Raw genomic sequence first — 18,607 nt, 5'->3', positions numbered from 1 at the left:
TCGCACAAGCAGGCCAGAACGGTGCGCCTGGGCCACGCGTCGAGGGAAGTTACCGACTGCATCTGGTGTCAGACTTGGGTAGAAACAACGTACAAGTCGCCGATCAACGGCCACGCGGTTGTCTCCATCTACAACCGAGTCGAATGGGAAACAGCTTGAACATGTCCGGGCCGGAAGACGGCGACACGCCCGTGGCCCTGGAGGTCCGGGCGGAGCGCTTGTCAGCACTGCAATCCCTGGTGAAGCTGCCCGCCGCCGTGGGCGCCTTGTTCAGCGTGCTGCCCGTGGTGCTGCTGTGGCACCACCTGGACCCCGCCGAACTGTTGTGCTGGTTGGCGGCACGCTGGGCCATCTCGGCTTGGCGGGGCCTGGAGGCCCGCCGCTTTTTGCGCGCCCCCGTGCAACTGCGTGAACTGCCCCGCTGGGAGCGGCGTTATCTGTCCGCCCTGCTGCTGGACGGCCTGGCCTGGGGCCTGGTGGGCGCGATGTTCGCCACGCCCAACCTGCCGGAAATTGACGGCGCCGTCATGACCATCCTGGTGGGGCTGGCCGCCTTTACGCAGGTCACTTTGAGTTCCTGGACCCGCGCACAGGCGCTGTTTTCCTCGTTGGTGCTGGCGCCGCTGATCGTGCGGCTGAGCCTGCAAGGGGGAACGGTGGGGTGGCTGAGCGCCGGTGCGCTGGTGACGTTCTGGCTGCTGATGACGCTGGAATCCCGCCGGGTGGAGTCGCGCACGCTGGAGCTGCTGCGCCTGCGGTTCGAGCAGGCCCATCTGGCTCAGCAGAGCCAGTTGGCCCTGCATGCGGCCGAAGAAACCAGCAGCAGCAAAAGCCGCTTCGTGGCCGTGATGAGCCATGAAATCCGCACACCGCTCAACGGCATTCTGGGCATGGCACAACTGCTGGAGACCGGGGATCTGTCGGACCAGCAGCGTCAGCAGGTGGACATCGTGCGGCGCTCGGGCCGGCACCTGCTGAGCCTGGTCAACGACATCCTGGACCTGGCCCGCATCGAATCCGGCAAGCTGGTGGTGGATGCCCATCCGGTGGACATGCGGGAGGTGGTCGGTGATGTCTGCCGGCTGCTCGGCGAGACCGCACGCGCCAAGGGGCTGCGGTTTGAATGGCAGGTGGCCGACGCCCTGCCCGCCCGGCTGATGGGCGATGCCTCACGCATCCAGCAGATCCTTCACAACCTCGTCGGCAATGCCATCAAGTTCACCGACCAGGGTGCGGTCAGCGTGGAGGTGTCTACCGTGCTGGACATGCGCGCCGGTGCCTTGGTGCGCTGTGCGGTGCGGGACTCCGGTGAAGGCATTCCGGCCGACCAGCTGGAGCGCATCTTTGCGCCGTTCGAGCAGGTGGTGGCCCAGAAGGTGCGCCGTCACGACGGGACCGGTCTGGGTTTGACGATTGCCCGCGAGTTGGCCCGGGCCATGGGCGGGGACCTGCGCTGCTCGTCCACCCCCGGCCAGGGGTCGGTCTTCGAGTTCAGCCTGCCGCTACAGCCCTGCGAGCTGTCCGCCTTGCCGGAGCCTGCGCCCGCTCGCGCTGCCATGGCACCGCCGCAGCTCTCCGGCCGGGTGCTGCTGGTGGACGACAGCATGGTGAACCTGCTGGTGGCCACCACCATGCTGCAGCAGTGCGGCCTGGAGGTCGTCACCGCCGAGCATGGACGGGAGGCGCTGGAGCATTTGCGCAGCCAGCGGTTCGATCTGGTCCTGATGGACTGCCAGATGCCGGAAATGGATGGCTTCAGTGCCACACGCGCCTGGCGCGAAGAGGAAGCCCGTCGCCGGCTGGCGCGCACGCCGGTGGTGGCACTCACCGCCAGCGCCATCAACGGCGACCGCGAGCGCTGCACCTCGGCCGGCATGGACGACTTCCTGCTTAAGCCGTTTGAAATGGAAGACCTGGTGGGCCTTGTGCAGCGATATCTCGCCCTCGCGACGGCCGTTCCGTCTGCCGCATCCGTTTCGTCCTCGTCGTCGTCCTCGTCGTCGGGACCGGCCGCGCCAGCGGCCCCATCCGCCAAGGCAGCCTGAGCCGCAGGCCCGGCCGTCTTGCAGCGGCCTGGACCAGCCTGGTTTCGGCCCGTGCTTGCCGGCACTTCCTTTTCGGCCCGTGCTTGCCGGCACTTCCTTTTCGGCCCGTGCTTGCCGGCACTTCCTTTTCGGCCCGTGCTTGCCGGCACTTCCTTTTCGGCCCTTCCTCGTCGGCACTTCCTTGCCGGCCCTTGCATGCTGGCCCTTGCATGCCGGCGCTTCCTTCTGCCTCCCCCGGTCCACGTTCCGGCCTCCGTTCCGGCCCCCGTTGAGAGGGCCCTTTCTGCCCATTTCGGCCGCTCTGGGCCCCTGCGCGTTCCTCAGCACTCCCCCCAGCCGCCCCGGGGAGGTCCGCCCCGGCAGATAATGACGCCCCATGCAGGTGTTTCGTGGCTTCCATCATCCGGGCATCGCGCCGCAGTGCGCGTTGACCATCGGCAATTTCGACGGCGTCCATCGCGGCCATCAGGCCATGCTGGCGCTGTTGCAGTCGGAGGCGCGCCACCGGGGGCTCCCCACCTGCGTGCTGACCTTCGAACCGCACCCGCGGGACTTCTTTGCCCACAAGATGGGCCGGCCAGAGCTGGCGCCGGCCCGCATCGCGACCCTGCGGGACAAACTCTCCGAGCTGGAACGCTGCGGCGTGGACCAGGTGGTGGTGCTGCGATTTGATGAAGCCCTGGCCAGCCTGCCGGCCCAGTCCTTCATCCAGCAGGTGCTGGTGGACGGCCTTGGCGCCCGTTACGTGCTGGTGGGGGACGACTTCCGCTTCGGCGCCAAGCGCCAGGGCGACTACGCCACGCTGGATGCCGCCGGACAGCGCCTCGGTTTTGATGTCGCCCGCATGATGAGTTATGAAGTACACGGCCTGCGGGTGTCCAGCTCCGCCGTGCGGGAAGCGCTTCAGCGCGGCGATCTGGACGGCGCGGCGCGTCTGCTGGGCCGCCCCTACTCCATCTCCGGGCATGTGATCCATGGCCAGAAGCTGGGTCGGCAACTGGCCGAATCACGGCCCGGCGCCCAGGACGGCTTCCGCACCCTGAATCTGCGCTTCAGCCATGACAAACCGGCTGCCCACGGCATTTTTGCGGTGCGGGTGCAGGGCCTGGAACACCCGGAGGGCCGACCGCTGGATGGTGTGGCTTCCCTGGGCGTGCGGCCCACGGTGGAAGATGCTGGCCGGGTGCTGCTGGAGGTCCATGCGCTGGACTGGCCGGCCGAACTGGCCGAGCGGCTGGGGCCCACCGAGGCCTACGGTAAACTCGTGCGCGTGGAACTGCTGCATAAACTGCGTGACGAAGCCCGTTTCGACGGGCTGGACGCCCTCACCGCCGCGATTTGGGAGGACGTCCGTCAGGCGCGCGCCTTTTTCGCCCAACAGGCGAGCACCGATGTCGCCGACCCGGCGAGCACCCATGCTGCGGTGCGCCGCCAGACCACGCGCGACCGAATTTGACCCGCTGTGTCCGCGCGGGCCTGCCCCTGCAGGTGCCTGCCACACACCCGCTTGCGCGCACACCGATGTTCCGGCCGCGCCTCCCCGACTCCACGGCGCCCCCAGGCGCCGCCCCTGATTGCCACGCACACCTATGACCGACGCTGCTGACGCCTCCCCCTCCGGTTCCCAAGCCAGCCCGACTGACTATCGCGCCACCCTCAACCTGCCGGACACCGCCTTCCCGATGCGCGGTGACCTGCCCAAGCGCGAGCCGGGCTGGGTGAAGGAATGGGAAGACCAGGGCATCTACAAGACGCTGCGCGACGCCCGCTGCGGCAAGCCCAAGTTTGTTCTGCATGACGGCCCACCCTATGCCAACGGCCAGATCCACATGGGCCATGCAGTCAACAAGATCCTGAAAGACATGATCGTCAAGGCGCGCCAGCTGGAAGGCTTTGACGCCGCCTACATTCCCGGCTGGGACTGCCACGGCCTGCCGATCGAGAACCAGATCGAGAAGACCTATGGCCGCGGCCTGCCTCGTGACGAGGTGCAGGCCAAGAGCCGCGCCTATGCCACCGAGCAGATCGACCAGCAGCGCAGTGACTTCAAGCGCCTGGGCGTGCTGGGTGACTGGGACCATCCCTACCGCACCATGGACTTCAAGAACGAAGCGGGCGAGATCCGGGTGCTCAAGCGCCTGTTCGAACGCGGCTTCGTTTACCGGGGCCTGAAGCCGGTCTACTGGTGCTTCGATTGCGGCTCGTCGCTGGCCGAGTTTGAAATCGAATATGCGGACAAGCAGTCCCCCGCCGTGGACGTGGCCTTCCTGAGCGCCGAGCCGCAGAAGCTGGCGGCCGCGTTCGGCCTGCCCTCGCTGGACAAGGAGGCCTTCACCGTCATCTGGACGACCACCCCCTGGACCATCCCGGCCAACCAGGCGCTGAACCTCAACCCCGAACTACCCTACGCATTGGTGAACACCGAGCGCGGCTATTTCGTGGTGGCCGAGGCGCTGGTGGAGAAGTGCCTGGCGCGTTGGGGCATCGAAGGCCAGGTGGTGGCGGTCACCCAGGGCCGTCAGTTGGAACTGCTGAAGTTCAAGCATCCGCTGGCCCATGTGCATCCGGGCTTCGACCGCGAAAGCCCGGTCTATCTGGCCGACTACGCCACGGCTGACGACGGTACCGGTGTGGTGCACTCCGCACCTGCCTATGGTCTGGACGACTTCAACTCCTGCATCGCCCACGGCATGGCCTTCAAGGACATCCTGAACCCGGTGCAGGGCAACGGGGTGTATGAAGCCGAGCTGCCGCTCTTCGGCGGCCAGCACATCTGGAAGGCCAACCCGGTGATTGCAGAAGCACTGCAGAACGCCGGCCGCCTGATGGCCCACAGCAAGATCACCCACAGCTATCCGCATTGCTGGCGCCACAAGTCGCCGGTGATCTACCGCGCGGCAGCCCAATGGTTTGTGCGCATGGACGAGGGCGAAGGTGTGTTCTCCGTCGACAAGGCGCCCAAGACCCTGCGCCAACTGGCGCTGGACGCCATCGACGTGACCAGCTTCTACCCGGAGAACGGCCGTGCGCGCCTGCACGACATGATCGCCGGCCGGCCGGACTGGTGCATCTCGCGCCAGCGCAGCTGGGGTGTGCCGCTGCCCATCTTCCTGCACAAGGACAGCGGCCAGCCGCATCCCCGCACGCTGGAATTCATCGAGCGTGCGGCGCAACTGGTGGAAGCCGGTGGCGTCGAGGCCTGGTCCAAGCTGGATCCGGCGGAATGGCTGGGCGCCGAGGCCGAGGCCTACACCAAGGGCCAGGACATCCTGGACGTGTGGTTTGATTCCGGCTCCACCTTCCAGCACGTACTCAAGGGCAGCCATGCCGGCGCGGCCCATGAGACCGGCCCGGAAGCCGATCTCTACCTGGAAGGCCACGACCAGCATCGGGGCTGGTTCCACTCGTCGCTGCTGATCTCCTGTGCCCTCAACGACCGCGCGCCCTACAAGGGCCTGCTGACCCACGGCTTCACCGTGGACAGCAAGGGTCGCAAGATGAGCAAGTCGCTCGGGAATGGTGTGGATCCGCAGGAAACCAGCAAGCAGCTGGGCGCGGAAATCATCCGCCTGTGGGTGGCCGCCTCCGACTATTCCGGTGACATCGCCGGCGACAAGAAGATCCTGGACCGGGTGGTGGACGGCTATCGCCGCATCCGCAACACGCTGCGCTTCCTGCTGGCCAACGTGTCGGACTTCGATGCGGCTCGCCATGCCGTGCCCTTGGATCAGCTGCTGGAAGCCGACCGTTATGCGCTGGCCCGTGCCGCGCAGTTCCAGGAAGACATCCTGGCGCATTACCAGCGCTACGAGTTCCATCCGGTGGTGGCCAAGCTGCAGGTGTATTGCTCCGAAGACCTGGGCGCGTTCTACCTGGACGTGCTGAAGGACCGTCTCTACACCACCGCACCGGACAGCCTGGCCCGCCGGTCAGCACAGACGGCACTCTGGCACATCACCAACGCCATGCTGCGCTGGATGGCGCCATTCCTCAGCTTCACCGCTGAAGAAGCGTGGAAGGTGTTTGCGCAGAAGGCTGCGGGTGAAACCATCTTCACCGAGACTTACTGGCAGTTCGATGCGCCGGCCACCGAGCTGATCACCAAGTGGAATCGCATCCACGAAATCCGGGATGCGGTGAACAAGGCGATCGAGGAAGTGCGCACCACCGGGGCCATCGGCGCTTCGCTGCAGGCGGAAGTGACGCTGGGCGTTCCTGCGGAGGACCTGGCCCTGCTGCAAAGCCTGGGCGACGACCTCAAGTTCGTGTTGATCACCTCGGCCGCTTCCGTGGTGCCGGCGGACACGCTGACGGTGACGGTCACGCCGTCCACCCATCAGAAGTGCGAACGCTGCTGGCACTACCGCGAGGATGTGGGCGTGAACCCGGCCCATCCGACGCTGTGCGGCCGTTGCGAGAGCAATCTGTACGGGGAAGGCGAGACGCGTCGGGTGGCTTGAGCCGGGCCGGGCCGGGCCGGGCTTCGGCTTCGGCTTCGGCTTCGGCTTCGGCTTCGGCTTCGGCTTCGGCTTCGGCTTCGGCTTCGGCTTCGGCTTCGGCTTCGGCTTCGGCTTCGGCTTCGGCTTCGGCTTCGGCTTCGGCTTCGGCTTCGGCTTCGGCTTCGGCGTCAAGTCTGCCAGCGACGTAACCAACCCAATCCGGCGGTGGTGCCGCCGGACGCTTCCGTCTGCCTTGGGCGGTATTCACACCCGATCCAGCCGTCCCAGCCGGTGTCTTGACTGATCTCGTCGATCAGATCGAACACGGCCGGCACCGGCAGTTCGCCCACATCCGGCTCGCCACGGTCGGGAACCCCCGCCACTTGAAAGTGCCCCACCCTGCCGGTGGGTAGCCAGGTGCGGACCTGCGCCAGCACATCGCCCTCGGTGAGTTGGCAGTGGTAGAGATCCATCTGCACCTGCAGGCGGTCGGCACCGAGCCGCTGCACCAGGGCATGGGCCTGCGCCTGACGGCTGAGCAGGTAACCCGGCATGTCGCGGTGGTTGATCGGCTCGATCATCAGGGTCAGGCCGCTGTCGGCGGTGGCTTCCAGCGCCCAGTGCAGGCGCTCTTCATACAGACGCCAGGCGCGGGCCAGGTCAGCGCCATCGTGCAGGCGTCCTGCCAGCACGTGGACCCGCGGGCATCGAAGGGCCTGTGCCCAATCGGCCGCCTGGTGGATGGCGCTGCGGAAGTCGGCTTCTCGGTCCTCCAGCGCAGCCAGCCCGCGCTCCCCTGCGGCCCAGTCTCCACAGGGCGCATTCAGCAGCACCATGGGCACCAGCGCTTCATTCAGGCGGTCTTGCAGCACCCGCAGGGGCCGGTCGTAGGGGAAGGTGCATTCCACGGCCTGAAATCCGTCCCTGGCAGCGGCAGCCATCCGGTCCAGGAAGGGGATATCTGGATAAAGCCAGGAGATGTTTGCTGCGAATTTCGGCATGACGGTGGGGCTGACGGGGTGGAGGTGCCACTCTGTGAGGATAAGCCCGACGGCTGTTCGTTGGAGGCCGTGCGCGGCGGCGCAGCAGCCGCCAGCACCGCGCTCCGCGCTCCGTTCGCCAGCAGGCCATTCCTTCAACACAGCCAAGCACGGCTCCGCGCGCAACTGCCGTGACCGGGCCGTCACGTCGTCGTCATGAGCCCCGCGTAAGCTGAAATCGATTTCAGGATTTTCAACACTTCCCATCCGCACTTCCCATCCGCCATTCATGACCATTCGCGACGTCTCCAACCAGGCCGGCGTGTCACAGGCGACCGTGTCTCGCGTGTTTAATGCGCCTGACACCGTCCGGCCTGAGCTGCGTGAACGCGTGGAGGCCGCTGCAGCCGCACTGGGGTATCGCCCCAACGTCAGCGCACGTTCGCTTCGAACCCAACGGACGCGGGCGCTTGGCGTGGTCCTGCCGACCTTGTTGAACCCGGTGTTCGCCGAATGCCTGCAGGGCATCGCACAGACCGCCTCCGCGGCCGGCTATTCCATCGTGCCGTTCACGACCGACTACAAGGTGGCGCATGAAGCGCATGCCGCCAATCTGCTGCTGGCGCGAGGGGTCGATGCGCTGATTCTGTGCGTCGCCAATGCCGCGAGGTCGACGGTCCTCACCCGGCTTCGATCAACGAAGTCGCCGTATGTGCTGGTCTACAACCGCCATGCGCGTCACCCCTGCGTCTCGGTCAATGGCTGCGCGGCGGTGACCTCCGTCGTGGCACGGCTGTACGCGCTCGGACACCGGCACATCCTGATGGTCAGCGGCGCCCTGGCGTCCTCCGACCGCGCCCAGCAGCGCCACCAGGGGTACGTGGAAGGGATGGCTGCCGCCGGCTTGAAGCCGCAGCTTCTGGAAGTACCTTTCATGGAAGGCGCCACCGAGCGCATGGCCGAGTGCCTGGCCGCCAGCCAGGTCATGCCGCAGGCACCAACGGCCGTGGTGTGTTCGAACGACCTGCTGGCCATCCAATGCATGCGGGCCGCGAACCTGGTCGGGCTGCAAGTCCCCAAAGACCTGTCGGTGGTCGGCTTCGACGGCATCGGCATTGGCGAAGCGCTCACGCCTGCCCTATCGACCATCGTGCAACCCAATGCCGAAATCGGCCGGCGCAGCGTTGAACTTCTGGTGCAGGCGCTCACCGGCACGGTGCCGCTGGCCCCCCACAACAGCCTCACGCTGGACCTTCACTTTCGGGAGGGCGAATCGATCGCCGCAGCCCGCATGCCGTCTTCTGCCATTTGCCAAGCACAGCCAAGAAGGACCTCCTCATGAAACGCTTCCCCTCTCGACTTCTTCAGGCGGCTGCAGTCGCCTTCGGGCTGCTGGCCGGCGCCAGCGCCATGGCGCAGACCGCCATCTGCTACAACTGCCCGCCCGAGTGGGCCGACTGGGCCAGTCAGCTGCGCGCCATCAAGGACAAGACCGGCATCACCGTACCTCCGGACAATAAAAACTCGGGCCAGACGCTGGCACAACTGGTTGCCGAGAAGGGCAGCCCCGTGGCCGATATGGCCTACTACGGCGTGACCTTCGGCGTCCAGGCCAAGAAGGATGGCGTCACGGCCGCCTACAAGCCCACCGGCTGGGCCGAGATCCCCGATGGCCTGAAGGATCCCGAAGGACACTGGTTCAGCATCCACTCCGGCACCCTGGGCTTCATGGTGAATGTCGATGCGTTGAGGGGCAAGCCGGTGCCGCGCTCCTGGGCCGACCTGCTCAAGCCCGAGTACAAGGGCCTGGTGGGCTACCTCGACCCGGCCTCGGCGTTTGTGGGCTACGTCGGCGCGGTGGCCGTGAACAACGCGCGTGGCGGCAGCCTGGACAACTTCGGCCCCGCCATCGAATGGTTCAAGGCGCTGAAGAAGAACGACCCCATCGTTCCGAAGCAGACGTCCTATGCGCGGGTGCTGTCGGGCGAGATCGCCATCCTGCTCGACTATGACTTCAACGCCTACCGTGCCAAATACAAGGACAAGGCCAATGTCGAATTCGTGATTCCGGCTGAGGGCACCATCACCGTGCCCTACGTGATCAGCGCCGTCGCCAAAGGCCCGAATGCAGCCAACGCGCACAAGGTGATGGACTTCATTCTCTCCAATGAAGGCCAGGCGATCTGGGCCAACGCCTTCCTGCGGCCAGTGCGCATGTCGGCCATCAGCAAGGAGGCGCAGGCGCGCTTCCTGCCAGCCAGCGAGTACGCCCGTGCCCGCACGGTCGACTACGGCCGCATGGCCGAGGTGCAGAAGGCCTTCTCCGAACGCTACCTGCGCGAGGCACAGTAAGTGGTCCTGATGTTGTGTGTTGCCCCTGCGGCTGTGGTGTTCGCGGCCTTCTGGCTGCTGCCCGTGGCGCGGCTGTTGCTGCTGCCGGCCAGCAAGGGTGCGGCCACGTACTTCGTGGTCCTCACCGAACCGCGATACCTGCAAAGCCTCCTGCAGACCACGCTGTTGTCGTTGGCCGTGACGCTCGCGTCGCTGGCGACGGCGGCGGCCGTGGGGCTGTACCTGGGTCGGCGCTCGTTCGCCGGGCGCCGACTGCTGCTGGCCGTGCTGACCCTGCCCTTGTCCTTCCCGGGTGTCATCGTCGGATTTTTCGTGATTCTGATCGGGGGCCGGCAAGGCCCCTTCGCCAGCGTCACCGACGCAGTGCTCGGCGAGCGCATCACTTTCGCTTATGGCCTCACCGGCTTGTTCCTGGGCTACATGTACTTCTCGCTGCCACGCGCCATCGCCTCGTTCACCGCCGTGGCCGAGCGCATGGAGCACGAGTTGGAAGAAGCCGCGCGCTCGCTGGGAGCACGGCGCTGGCACATCGTGCGTGACGTCTGGTGGCCGGCCCTCCAGCCGACGGCGCTGGCCGTCGGCGCCATCCTCTTTGCCACGGCCATGGGAGCCTTCGGCACTGCTTTCACCTTGGCCAGTCGCTTTGAGGTGCTGCCCATCACCATTTACAACGAGTTCACCAACTACGCCAACTTCGCGCTGGCGGCTTCGCTGTCCATCGCGCTGGGGCTGATGACCTGGGCAGTGCTGTTCATTGCGCGCCGGTTCGCCGATTCCGGCATGGGAGGTCGTGCATGAAGTCGGCGCAACACGGCCGGGTCGACACCACGATTCTGTTGGCCATCACAGTGGCGGTGACGCTATTCACCGTGCTTCCCATGGTGGTGTCCGTCACCGCCGGGCTGACCAACAACTTCAACCAAGGCTTGGCCAGCGGCTTGACCACGCGTTGGATCGAGGAGGTGTGGGAACTCTACGGCGCCACCGCCTGGCGGTCGGTGCTGCTGGCGCTGGCTTGCGTGGTGGTGGGGCTGCTGGTGGGTGTGCCTTGCGCCTGGGCACTGGCGCGCAGCCGGACGTGGGCCTCACGCTGCTTCGAGGAACTGCTCACGCTGCCGGTGGCCGTGCCGGGGCTGGCCAGCGCGCTCGCCTTGATCCTGGCCTATGGTCAGGTCCGCGGCTTCCGCCAGAGCTTCGCTTTCATCCTCGCCGGCCACGTGGTGTTCACACTGCCCTTCATGGTCCGCACGGTGTCGGCGGCCTTCGCCCGCGACGAACTGCAATCCCTGGACGAAGCCGCGCGCTCACTCGGCGCCAGCTTCCTGCAACGATTCCTGGGCGTCCTGGTCCCCGCAGTGGCCCCGTCCATCGTCGCCGGCAGCCTGATGGTCTTCACGCTGTCGGTGGGCGAGTTCAATCTCACCTGGATGCTGCATACGCCGCTCACGCGAACCTTGCCGGTGGGCCTGGCAGACAGTTATGCCTCCATGCGCATCGAGATCGGCTCGGCCTATACGCTGGTCTTCTTCATCGTCATCCTGCCCATCCTTTGGGCCATGCAAACACTGGCCCGCTGGATCGAGAACACACATGGAACAACCCCAGGCACTCGCCGCTGAACGCACGCGCATCGAGATCGTCGACTGTGCCAAGACCTTCCCCGGTGGAGCACAGGCGCTGCACCCCACCACGTTGATCGTGGAACCTGGCGAGGTGCTTGCGTTGCTGGGCCCGTCGGGCTGCGGCAAGACCACGCTGCTGCGTGTGATCGCCGGGCTGGTCCATCCCGACCGTGGCGGACGCATCGTCTTCAACGATGACGACGTCACCTTGCGGCCGATCGAGCAGCGTGCGGTGGGCATGGTGTTCCAGCACTATGCCCTCTTTCCACAGATGACGGTGGAAGCCAACATCGGCTACGGACTGCGTGTGCGTGGCATTTCGCCGGACAGGATCCGACAGCGCGTGGGTGAGGTCATCGACCTGGTTCGCCTGGGTGGGCTGGAGCTGCGTCGTCCAGCACAGCTGTCTGGGGGACAGCGGCAACGCGTGGCTCTGGCGCGGGCGCTGGCGGTGCGACCTCGCGTGCTGTTGCTGGACGAGCCGCTGACCGCGCTGGACGCCAAACTGAAAGAGACCTTGCGCGATGAGCTCGCGCAACTGCTTCGTGATTTGCACATCACGGCCGTGCATGTCACGCATGATCAAAGCGAGGCACTGGCCATTGCGGACCGGCTTGCCGTGATGCAGGCAGGACGCATCATGCAGGTCGGCAGAGGCGAAGACCTCTACCGACAGCCGGGCCACCCCTTTGTTGCCGAGTTCCTGGGCCGCGTGAACCGGTTGCGCACCGACCGCCAGGGTGCCCTGCCACTGGGGGGCATCGAACTGCGCTGTCCTGCGGTCCTGGCCGGCCGTGAAACCGTCCTGGTTCGACCGGAAGACGTGAACGTTCACGTGATGGCGACAGAGCAGGCGCACCGTGCGGCCTGGGGTGCGGCGCGGGTACTGCAACGCACGTTCCTGGGGGACCGTGTTCACCTGCGACTGTCAGTGACCGGGCAGGACGAAGCCATCGTCTCCGACCAGCCGCGCGACTGCTCCGCAGCCGCCGGTGATACGGTCTACATCAGCATCGACCCCGCTCGCCTGATGGCGGCCGCCCTGAAAGACAGCGCATGAAGACCTTGCTTGCACAGCTGACCGACCTGCACATCCGCGAGCCGGGGCGGCTGGCCTATGGGCGCCTGGATACCGCCCCCTACCTGCGCGCGGCCGTTCAGGCCATCAATGCCCTGCCCCAAGGCCCGGACGCGGTGGTACTGACCGGTGACCTCACAGACTTCGGCCGTGATGTCGAGTACGAGCACCTGGCGGGCCTGCTTGCACCCTTGTCGATGCCGCTGTTCCTGTTGCCAGGCAATCACGATGAACGTGCGCAGCTCAGGCGCAGCTTCAAGACGCATGCGTATCTGGGCGATGGTGAGTTCGTGCAGTACAGCGTGAGCCTGGGTGAGCATGGCCTGAGGCTAGTGGCACTGGACACCGTGGAAACCGGCGCCCCGCACGGCCGTCTTTGCACAAAGCGCCTGCAGTGGCTGGCCGATGTACTGGACCAGCACCGCGGCGAATCCGTGGTGATCGCCATGCACCACCCGCCGTTTGAAACGCTGATCGGCCACATGGACCGCATTGGGCTGCTGGAAGGCGCCGACGGGCTGGCCGAGATCCTGGCAGGTCATCCGACGGTCGAGCGGGTGGTCTGCGGGCACCTGCACCGCACGATATACAGCCGGATCGGTGGCACCGTGGTGTCCACGGCGCCGAGCCCCGCCCACCAGGTTTGCCTGGATCTGGCGCCCGAAGCCGAATCGGCGTGGATCTTGGAACCGCCCGGCTTCCACCTGCATGCCTGGAACGGTCCGGGCCGTATGGTGACGCATGTGGCTGCTGTGGGCCGTTTCGACGGTCCTCATCGCTTTCACGACGGTGGCAAGCTGATTGATTGAGGCCTGGCCCGGGCCGATTCAGCAGCACCGCCCCGTCCCACTATTGAACCTCGCCTCCTGCCGCTGCCGGAAGAAGTCTTCATAGTTCAACGGTGCCTGGTCCGGATGGGTGCGCGCCATGTGGGCCAGGTAGGCGCCATAGTCGGCGCCCACCATCTGCTGATGCACACCGCGCGCCATGTAGCGCCCGGCCTGCAGCAGTTGAGCAGCGGCCTGCTTCAGCATGATCAGGCGTGGCCACCGGCCGTCGCACCCGGCGGCAGCGGCTCATACGGCGTTTCATGCACCGTCGGGCGACGTTCGGCGCGCGCGGCCAGGACGGACTTCACGCTGTAGACCAGCACGCTCAGCACCACGAACATGAACACGCCGCACAGCGCCGCATCCAGCCGGTCATTGAAGATCACCCGCTCCATCGCCTCCAGGCTCTTCGCCGGGGCCAGCACCTGGCCGGCCGCGAGCGAGTCCGCATACTTCTGCGCATGGGCCAGGAAGCCCACCTTGGGATCCGTGCTGAAAATCTTCAGCCAGCCGGCCGTCATCGTGCACACCAGCAGCCAGCCTGCGGGCAGGATGGTGGTCCACGCATAGCGGTCCTTCTTCATCTTGAACAGCACCACCGTGCCCAGCAGCAGCGCCACCGCCGCCAGCATCTGGTTGGCAATGCCGAACAGCGGCCACAGCGTGTTGATGCCGCCCAGCGGATCCACCACCCCTTGATACAGGAAGTAGCCCCAGGCCGCCACACACAAGCCCGTGGCAATGAGGTTGGCCGGCAGCGAGTCCGTGCGCTTCAGCGCTGGCACAAACGTGCCCAGCAGGTCCTGCAGCATGAAGCGGCCCGCACGGGTGCCCGCATCCACCGCCGTCAGGATGAACAACGCCTCAAACAGAATCGCGAAGTGGTACCAGAAGGCCATCATCGCCTTGCCGCCCACCACCTGATGCAGGATGTGCGCCATGCCCACGGCCAGCGTCGGGGCGCCACCGGCACGGGCCAGGATGGTGTTTTCACCCACGTCCTTGGCGGTCTGCACCAGCATCTCCGGCGTAATGACAAAGCCCCAGGTGGACAAGGTGGCCGCCACCGCGTCAGGGGTCTTGCCCACCAGCGCCGCCGGGCTGTTCATGGCGAAGTACACCCCAGGCTCAATGCAGGAGGCCGCCACCAGCGCCATCACCGCCACGAAGGATTCGGCCAGCATGCCGCCATAGCCAATGAAGCGGGCATTGACCTCGTTGTCCAGCATCTTCGGCGTGGTGCCGGAAGCGATCAGCGCATGGAAGCCGGACACGGCGCCGCAGGCGATGGTGATGAACAGGAAGGGAAACAGATTGCCCGCCCACACCGGGCCATTGCCTTCCGCAAAGCGGGTGAAGGCCGGCATCTGCAGCGGCGGCGCCACCACCACAATGCCGATGGCCAGCGCAATGATGGTGCCGATCTTCAGGAAGGTGGAGAGATAGTCACGCGGCGCCAGCAGCAGCCAGACCGGGATGGACGCGGCAATGAACCCATAACCGATCAGCATCCAGGTGAGGGCCTTGCCGTCGTAGGTGAACAGCGGCGCCCAGGTGGGGCTCTCATGCACCCATTGGCCGCCCATGATGGCCAACATCAGCATCACGAAGCCGATGATCGACACCTCACCGATGCGGCCCGGACGGATGTAGCGCAGGTACACCCCCATGAACAGCGCCACCGGAATCGTGGCCGCCACGGTGAAGGTGCCCCACGGGGAATCGGCCAAAGCCTTCACCACGATCAGGGCCAGCACCGCCAGGATGATGATCATGATCATGAAGGCGCCAAACAGCGCAATCACACCCGGCACCGTGCCCATCTCCTGCTTCACCAGGTCGCCCAGCGAGCGACCATCGCGACGGGTGGAGATGAACAGCACGATGAAGTCCTGCACGGCACCGGCAAAGATCACACCGGCCAGTATCCAGAGCAGCCCGGGCAGATAGCCCATCTGCGCGGCCAGCACCGGCCCCACCAGCGGGCCCGCGCCGGCAATCGCGGCGAAGTGGTGGCCATACAGCACATAGCGGTGGGTGGGCACATAGTCCAGCCCGTCGTTGTGCTTCCAGGCGGGGGTCTGGCGCGTGGGGTCCAGGCCCAGCACTTTGGTCGCCAGGAACAGGCTGTAGTAGCGGTAGCCGATGAGATAGACGCACAAGGCGGCCACAACGACCCACAGGGCACTGACCGCCTCGCCGCGCGCCAGCGCAACGGTGGCCAGTGCAACGGCCCCGAGAACGGCCACGCCCGCCCAGGCGAGGTGGCGACTCCAATTGGACATGATGTCTCCTTATTGAGTGCGGCCGTTGGAGGGTGGTCCGCACGCTGTATGCCAACCGGGCAGTTTCGGTGCCAACCCTCCCGCATACATCCGTCTCTTGGACTAGCTCACCGGCGTAGGACCACGTAGGGACTAACCCGGATGGGCGTGGACGCTGGAGACGCGCGCCGCTAGCGGTCGTCCCGATGCAGGCCGCGGGCGTGTTCCACGGCGTAGCGGATCAGGTCCGCCTGGCCTTCCAGTTCCAGCTTGCGCTTGATGTTCTGGCGATGGGTTTCCACCGTGCGGACCGACAGGTCCAGCGCCTTGGCGATCTGCTTGCTGGATTCGCCCCGGCCGAGCGCGGTGAGGATCTCGCTTTCACGCGGGGACAGCAGCGGCCGCGGCTGCTGGTTGCGGAACATGCGCCGCGACACGCCCGGGCTCAGGAAAGTACCGCCGGCCGCCACCGCATCGATGGCCGCGACGATCTCCCCCGCCGGGGCATCCTTCAGCACATATCCCCGCGCGCCGGCCTGCAAGGCGCGCTGCACGTATTCGGGGTTGTCGTACATGCTGTACATGAGCACCCGCAGGTCGCCCTGCCGCTCCAGCATGGTTTGCGCCAGCTGGATGCCGCTGTGGCCGCGCAGGCCCACGTCCAGCAGCACCACCTGCGGCTGGGTGGAGACCAGCATCACCATGGCCTCCTCCGCCGACCCGGCTTCGCCCACCACCCGATAGCGGGCCTCCCCCTGCAGACGCGAGCGCACCCCCTCCCGCACCAGCGGATGGTCATCCACCAGCAGGATGCGGACCGCCCCCCCCGGAGGCGACAGGTCGGAAGCGGCAGCAAGAGACGTCATGGCCCCGGATTCTCGCGCGCCAGACGGCGGATCGCAGCCTCGCTCATCCAGGCCTCGACCTGGGTGCCGTGGCCGGGGCTGGATTGCAGCTCCAGGCTGCCTCCCACCGAGGCCATGCGCTCGCGCATGTTGCGCAGGCCAATGCCCTGGTGCGGGTCGCCCCGTTCGGCGGCCACCAGGTCGAAACCGGCGCCGTCGTCCTGGATGCGCAGCAGCACGCCGCCCGCCTCGGAGCGCTCCGGCCCCGGCTGGAAGTCCAGCGTCATCTCCACCCGGCTTGCGGCCGCATGCTTGACGACATTGGTCAGCGCCTCCTGGGCCACACGGAAGAGCACAGTGTTGAGCAGCTCCGGCAGTTCCCGCGCCGCGCCCACCACATGCAGGTCCACCTGGGGGGGGCCGGCTTCGTCCAGCTCCCGCGCCAGATGTTCCAGCGCGGCCGCCAGGCCCAGCGTGTCCAGCAGCGCCGGACGCAGATGGTGGGACAGCCGTCGCACCTCCACCAGGCTGTGATTGAGCCGCTCCAGAGCGCGGGGCAGCAGCGCCGTGTCGCCGCTCTGCTGCGCGCTTTCAATCAGCAACTTGGTGGACACCAGGGTCTGGCTGACCCCGTCATGCAGTTCGCGGGACAGATGCGCCCGCTCGTCCTCCTGCGAGCGCACCACCTGATGCGCCAGCGCCCGCAGCTTGGCTTCGGCCAGGCGATGCTCACTCAGATTCAGTGCCAGGGCGCTGGCGCTGATCAGGGCCACCCCAAACACGGCGATGGCCGCAATCCACCACATCGTCTGGGCGATGTTGGCCTGGGCTTCCCGGTCCAGTCGCCGAAGCGTGGCCCGCATGCCGTCCAGATAGAGACCGGTGCCGACCATCCAGCCCCAGCGATCCATGGCGACCACATAACCGAGCTTGGGCGCCATGTCCTTCGACGATGGCTTGCGCCAGAGGTATTCCACATATCCTCCCCCGGAGCGTGCCTGGCCGATCAGTTGCTGGATGGTGGGCCGCCCCAGCGGGTCCCGCAGCTCCCACAGATTGCGCCCGACCAGTTCCGGCTGCCGGGAATGCATCAGCACCCGGCCCTGCAGGTCGTAGACAAAGAAGTAGCCATCTTCCCCGTAATCCAGCGCCGAGAGCAGGCGCAGCGCCTCACGCTTGTCCGCCTCCACCTGGTCGGGGCCGCCGTCATGGCCATACAGCGGCTGCAGCGTGCTCACCGCCAGCTCCACATAGTGGCGCAGCTCGTCACGGCGGGCATCCATATAGGTGCGTTCCATGGCCGCATGCTCCTGCGCCAGCAGTTGCCGCTCCTGTTGGCGCACCGCCACCGCGATCAGCAGCAGCGAGGCCACCAGGGGCAGGATGGCAAGCAGCAGGATTTTCAGGCGCAGTCTCATGGCAGCCGCACTGTAGCCGCAGCACGGCCCCTGCGCAGGCGGTATACAGTTGCGGGTTTCGCCCCCATTCCACCATGGCCAAGTCTTCGTCCGCTGCCCCCTCCTCTGCCCGGCTGATCCAATGGCTGGGCCTGGCCCTGCTGATCATCGTTGCGGACCAGTTCACCAAGGTGCTGGTGCTCAACTCCTTCCAGTACGGGGACAGCCGCTACGTCACCAGCTTCTTCAACCTGGTCCGTGCGCACAACACCGGCGCGGCCTTCAGCTTCCTGGCCGGAGCCTCCGGCTGGCAGCGCTGGTTCTTTGTGGCCCTGGGCGTGGCCGCCACCATCTTCATCGTCTGGCTGCTGCGCCGCCATGGCCATCAAACCCTGTTTGCCACCGCGCTCAGCCTCATTCTGGGCGGTGCCGTCGGCAATGTGGTGGACCGCTTGCTGCATGGCTACGTGGTGGACTTCCTGCAGTTCCATTGGAACCAGTGGTACTACCCTTCCTTCAATGTGGCGGACAGCGCCATCACCGTCGGGGCCATCCTGCTGGTGTGGGACGAATTGCGGCGGGTCAAGCGCCACTGAGCGCGCGGCAACAATGCTGCTGATCTGACAAAGAAGCTAAAAACGCCCTGTCATATCGGCAGCGTGCGAGGACCGCGCTGTGACGGGCGTCGCACTGTTCACCACACTCGAGATCAGCGGAGGCGGCGACGTGACGGAATAGGCATCGAGCCTGATGCA

Annotated in this window: 15 protein-coding genes; 10 read left to right on the top strand and 5 right to left on the bottom strand. The window is 66.3% G+C overall.

Annotation, left to right across the window (positions count from 1 at the left end):
• The first annotated feature begins 161 nt into the window (after positions 1-161).
• The 3 genes from OU995_RS12615 to ileS all read left to right on the top strand — a co-directional run bounded on the left by OU995_RS12615 (position 162) and on the right by ileS (position 6,505).
• The gene (locus tag OU995_RS12615; RefSeq protein WP_267835898.1) at positions 162-2,045 is read left to right on the top strand and encodes an ATP-binding protein; all 1,884 of its coding nucleotides are present in this window, start codon (positions 162-164) and stop codon (positions 2,043-2,045) included.
• 376 nt (positions 2,046-2,421) lie between these two features.
• Complete coding sequence (locus OU995_RS12610) at positions 2,422-3,501, top strand: bifunctional riboflavin kinase/FAD synthetase (RefSeq protein WP_267835897.1); 1,080 nt, start codon at positions 2,422-2,424, stop codon at positions 3,499-3,501.
• Positions 3,502-3,634: 133 nt separating this feature from the next.
• Positions 3,635-6,505: an isoleucine--tRNA ligase gene (gene ileS, locus OU995_RS12605; RefSeq protein WP_267835896.1), complete on the top strand. Its 2,871-nt coding sequence runs from the start codon at positions 3,635-3,637 to the stop codon at positions 6,503-6,505.
• A 167-nt stretch (positions 6,506-6,672) separates the two neighbouring features.
• Here ileS and OU995_RS12600 read toward each other — a convergent pair whose 3' ends face one another.
• Positions 6,673-7,425: a hydroxypyruvate isomerase family protein gene (locus tag OU995_RS12600; protein ID WP_324288759.1), complete on the bottom strand. Its 753-nt coding sequence runs from the start codon at positions 7,423-7,425 to the stop codon at positions 6,673-6,675.
• Positions 7,426-7,753: 328 nt separating this feature from the next.
• Here OU995_RS12600 and OU995_RS12595 point away from each other — a divergent pair, with 328 nt between their 5' ends.
• The 6 genes from OU995_RS12595 to OU995_RS12570 are packed head-to-tail and all read left to right on the top strand — an operon-like array spanning position 7,754 to position 13,325.
• On the top strand, positions 7,754-8,806 hold the full coding sequence (locus OU995_RS12595; protein WP_267835894.1) for a LacI family DNA-binding transcriptional regulator: 1,053 nt from the start codon (positions 7,754-7,756) through the stop codon (positions 8,804-8,806).
• On the top strand, positions 8,803-9,816 hold the full coding sequence (locus tag OU995_RS12590) for an ABC transporter substrate-binding protein (RefSeq protein WP_267835893.1): 1,014 nt from the start codon (positions 8,803-8,805) through the stop codon (positions 9,814-9,816). The genes OU995_RS12595 and OU995_RS12590 overlap by 4 nt, the downstream gene beginning before the upstream one ends.
• 9 nt (positions 9,817-9,825) lie before the next feature.
• Positions 9,826-10,614 carry an ABC transporter permease subunit gene (locus OU995_RS12585; protein WP_267835891.1) on the top strand — a complete coding sequence of 263 codons (789 nt, stop codon included), beginning with the start codon at positions 9,826-9,828 and terminating at the stop codon, positions 10,612-10,614.
• Positions 10,611-11,435 (top strand): ABC transporter permease, encoded by an 825-nt coding sequence (locus OU995_RS12580; RefSeq protein WP_267835890.1) that lies wholly within the window; start codon positions 10,611-10,613, stop codon positions 11,433-11,435. Before OU995_RS12585 ends, OU995_RS12580 begins: the two co-directional genes overlap by 4 nt.
• The gene (locus tag OU995_RS12575) at positions 11,407-12,498 is read left to right on the top strand and encodes an ABC transporter ATP-binding protein (protein ID WP_267835889.1); all 1,092 of its coding nucleotides are present in this window, start codon (positions 11,407-11,409) and stop codon (positions 12,496-12,498) included. The genes OU995_RS12580 and OU995_RS12575 overlap by 29 nt, the downstream gene beginning before the upstream one ends.
• The gene (locus OU995_RS12570; protein WP_267835888.1) at positions 12,495-13,325 is read left to right on the top strand and encodes a phosphodiesterase; all 831 of its coding nucleotides are present in this window, start codon (positions 12,495-12,497) and stop codon (positions 13,323-13,325) included. Before OU995_RS12575 ends, OU995_RS12570 begins: the two co-directional genes overlap by 4 nt.
• Positions 13,326-13,343: 18 nt before the next feature.
• Here OU995_RS12570 and OU995_RS12565 read toward each other — a convergent pair whose 3' ends face one another.
• From OU995_RS12565 to OU995_RS12550, 4 genes are all read right to left on the bottom strand, one after another.
• Entirely contained in the window at positions 13,344-13,550 is a 207-nt protein-coding gene (locus OU995_RS12565; protein ID WP_267835887.1) for a YbdD/YjiX family protein, read from the bottom strand.
• A 2-nt stretch (positions 13,551-13,552) separates the two neighbouring features.
• Positions 13,553-15,631, bottom strand: coding sequence for a carbon starvation CstA family protein (locus tag OU995_RS12560; protein WP_267835886.1), 2,079 nt, complete (start codon positions 15,629-15,631; stop codon positions 13,553-13,555).
• Between the two features lie 170 nt (positions 15,632-15,801).
• Positions 15,802-16,476: a response regulator transcription factor gene (locus OU995_RS12555; RefSeq protein ID WP_267835885.1), complete on the bottom strand. Its 675-nt coding sequence runs from the start codon at positions 16,474-16,476 to the stop codon at positions 15,802-15,804.
• Positions 16,473-17,873, bottom strand: a complete 1,401-nt coding sequence (locus tag OU995_RS12550; RefSeq protein ID WP_267835884.1) for a cache domain-containing protein — start codon at positions 17,871-17,873, stop codon at positions 16,473-16,475. Before OU995_RS12550 ends, OU995_RS12555 begins: the two co-directional genes overlap by 4 nt.
• A 74-nt stretch (positions 17,874-17,947) precedes the next feature.
• Here OU995_RS12550 and lspA point away from each other — a divergent pair, with 74 nt between their 5' ends.
• Entirely contained in the window at positions 17,948-18,448 is a 501-nt protein-coding gene (gene lspA, locus OU995_RS12545; RefSeq protein WP_267835883.1) for a signal peptidase II, read from the top strand.
• Positions 18,449-18,607: the final 159 nt, after the last annotated feature.

It is taken from the genome of Roseateles sp. SL47 (genome assembly GCF_026625885.1).
GTDB lineage: Bacteria > Pseudomonadota > Gammaproteobacteria > Burkholderiales > Burkholderiaceae_C > Roseateles.
The sequence above is the reverse complement of the archived record's forward strand: the minus strand, read 5'-3'. Positions and strand labels throughout refer to the sequence as shown.

Bases quoted from the DNA above. Each gene is read 5' to 3' on its own strand.
- OU995_RS12555 (WP_267835885.1), bottom strand. From the start codon at position 16,476: ATGACGTCTCTTGCTGCCGCTTCCGACCTGTCGCCTCCGGGGGGGGCG.
- OU995_RS12560 (WP_267835886.1), bottom strand. From the start codon at position 15,631: ATGTCCAATTGGAGTCGCCACCTCGCCTGGGCGGGCGTGGCCGTTCTC.
- OU995_RS12580 (WP_267835890.1), top strand. From the start codon at position 10,611: ATGAAGTCGGCGCAACACGGCCGGGTCGACACCACGATTCTGTTGGCC.
- OU995_RS12595 (WP_267835894.1), top strand. From the start codon at position 7,754: ATGACCATTCGCGACGTCTCCAACCAGGCCGGCGTGTCACAGGCGACC.
- ileS (WP_267835896.1), top strand. From the start codon at position 3,635: ATGACCGACGCTGCTGACGCCTCCCCCTCCGGTTCCCAAGCCAGCCCG.
- OU995_RS12610 (WP_267835897.1), top strand. From the start codon at position 2,422: ATGCAGGTGTTTCGTGGCTTCCATCATCCGGGCATCGCGCCGCAGTGC.
- OU995_RS12570 (WP_267835888.1), top strand. From the start codon at position 12,495: ATGAAGACCTTGCTTGCACAGCTGACCGACCTGCACATCCGCGAGCCG.
- OU995_RS12585 (WP_267835891.1), top strand. From the start codon at position 9,826: ATGTTGTGTGTTGCCCCTGCGGCTGTGGTGTTCGCGGCCTTCTGGCTG.
- OU995_RS12565 (WP_267835887.1), bottom strand. From the start codon at position 13,550: ATGCTGAAGCAGGCCGCTGCTCAACTGCTGCAGGCCGGGCGCTACATG.
- OU995_RS12600 (WP_324288759.1), bottom strand. From the start codon at position 7,425: ATGGCTGCCGCTGCCAGGGACGGATTTCAGGCCGTGGAATGCACCTTC.
- OU995_RS12575 (WP_267835889.1), top strand. From the start codon at position 11,407: ATGGAACAACCCCAGGCACTCGCCGCTGAACGCACGCGCATCGAGATC.
- OU995_RS12615 (WP_267835898.1), top strand. From the start codon at position 162: ATGTCCGGGCCGGAAGACGGCGACACGCCCGTGGCCCTGGAGGTCCGG.
- lspA (WP_267835883.1), top strand. From the start codon at position 17,948: ATGGCCAAGTCTTCGTCCGCTGCCCCCTCCTCTGCCCGGCTGATCCAA.
- OU995_RS12550 (WP_267835884.1), bottom strand. From the start codon at position 17,873: ATGAGACTGCGCCTGAAAATCCTGCTGCTTGCCATCCTGCCCCTGGTG.
- OU995_RS12590 (WP_267835893.1), top strand. From the start codon at position 8,803: ATGAAACGCTTCCCCTCTCGACTTCTTCAGGCGGCTGCAGTCGCCTTC.